Origin of the sequence: Desmospora activa DSM 45169, from assembly GCF_003046315.1 — a bacterium.
In the GTDB taxonomy this organism is placed as follows: Bacteria; Bacillota; Bacilli; order Thermoactinomycetales; family DSM-45169; genus Desmospora; species Desmospora activa.
Genome location: NZ_PZZP01000014.1, coordinates 1 through 1,654, shown reverse-complemented (window position 1 = coordinate 1,654; position 1,654 = coordinate 1). Strand labels below are relative to the sequence as shown.

Genomic DNA, 1,654 nt, shown 5'->3' with positions numbered 1-1,654 from the left:
GGTATCAATTACACGGGAAAACTCTTTACGGGCGTCGGTGGCATTGATTATCGTATCCATGAGCATACCTCCTTTTCACCTCCATTTTATCGAAAAGTGTACACAATGTACATAATGTATTTTATGTATATAGTAATAATATTGTTCTCTATCTGTCAGGGATATATTCCTTCCTGAAAAAAGCGGCTGTTAAGACATCATAATTAAAGGCCAAAGGTTTAATTCCCCTGACCTCTTTCGCTGAGACTTACCCCTTCCCGAAAATAAACCAGCAAATTTCTAGGGCTGGTGGCATGTTAGACGTATTATATTAATCCTTAGTCTCGAACAAGGTTCCCGTTTTTCTCCATCCGATAGGTTTCTCCCTCAATCAAATCCGAAGCTGTATTAAGGCGAACTCGATTCATGATCATATTTAACTTATCAAAGTCCGCAACCTGGGCTAATTTTTGATCCCGTTCACTTATCATGTTCTCTAACTCAGCTACCTTGCGCCTCAAGTGCTGATTTTCTGCCTGTTCTTCTTTCAACTGGCGAACCAATTCGTTTACATGTGTTATTAATTCATTTAAGCCGTGCACGGAATAGTTAACGTGCTGGATACGTTGTGACTCTAAAAAATCGTTCGCAGATGTATCTCTATCTTTTGTCCGGTTGATTTTTCCCGCTTTTTTAGCCGCTTGTACTTGTTCAAGGTGGGATGATCGGAGATTATTCCATCGCTGTTGAATGGCCACCATACCTCGATCTGGATGCTGTTCAGCAAACACCTTATAGGCTTCTTTGAGTTTTCCGCCACGTTCCAATGTATTAAGTATAAGATCCACTAATTTTTGATCTTCATCTTTGCTCCACCGTTTTGCCAAAGTGTAACCCCCTACCTAACATCATTATCTTGTGATTCCTTCCTCTTTTGCCAAACGATATAAGCTAGACCGGCTGATGGAATATAATTGAGCAATTTCGCGCACTGAACGCTCCCCTTTGGCATACTCCTCCAGTGCAACCCGGACTCGCGGGTTATTCTTAGTCAGCTTGGGCGGCCTTCCCTTATACTTGCCTTCTTTTTTAGCAATGGCTATGCCCTCTTTCTGTCTTTGTCTAATCATGCCTCGTTCCAGTTCAGCTAAGGCAGAAAAAACGGTCAAAAGAAATTGGGACTGGGGACTATCGTCCCTAGTGTCTAACCAAGGCTCTGCCAAAGACTTTAAAGAAGCTCCCTTTGCCCGGATCTCCTCCACCAAATCGAAAGTATCTACTGTAGAGCGAGAGAAGCGAGAAAGTTCCTTTATAAGGACTTCATCCCCTGGCTGAAGGTCATCAAGCATTTGCGCTAGTTGCGGCCGTTGTCGGGTGCCACCGCTCATTTTATCAACGTATACAATATCTGCTCCCATTTCCTTAAGTGCTTGCTCCTGTCGCTGAGGATTTTGATCCACTGACGACACCCGGATATACCCTCGAATTGTCAATTTTTGTTTCCACCTGCCTTCATTTATGAAACCACTTATATGAGACATTATAACCGCTGAAAAATCGTTTGTCTTCATTTGTTCTATATGAGTGTACCCTATTGAGACAAAAAACAAGACGGCCTCTTTAATTAAGAGCCGTCTTGTTTTTTGTATTGCATGACTTGCTCAACAGGCAAATT

At 42.3% G+C, this 1,654-nt stretch carries 2 protein-coding genes; both read right to left on the bottom strand.

Annotated features, from left to right (window positions below; genetic code table 11):
• Window positions 1–317: 317 nt before the first annotated feature.
• A complete protein-coding gene (locus C8J48_RS18480; RefSeq protein ID WP_107728733.1) occupies window positions 318–866 on the bottom strand; it encodes a hypothetical protein in 549 nt (182 codons plus the stop codon).
• 24 nt (window positions 867–890) lie between these two features.
• On the bottom strand, window positions 891–1,520 hold the full coding sequence (locus C8J48_RS18475; protein WP_107728734.1) for a recombinase family protein: 630 nt from the start codon (window positions 1,518–1,520) through the stop codon (window positions 891–893).
• Window positions 1,521–1,654 lie beyond the last annotated feature (134 nt).

Bases quoted from the DNA above. Each gene is read 5' to 3' on its own strand.
- C8J48_RS18475 (WP_107728734.1), bottom strand. From the start codon at position 1,520: ATGTCTCATATAAGTGGTTTCATAAATGAAGGCAGGTGGAAACAAAAA.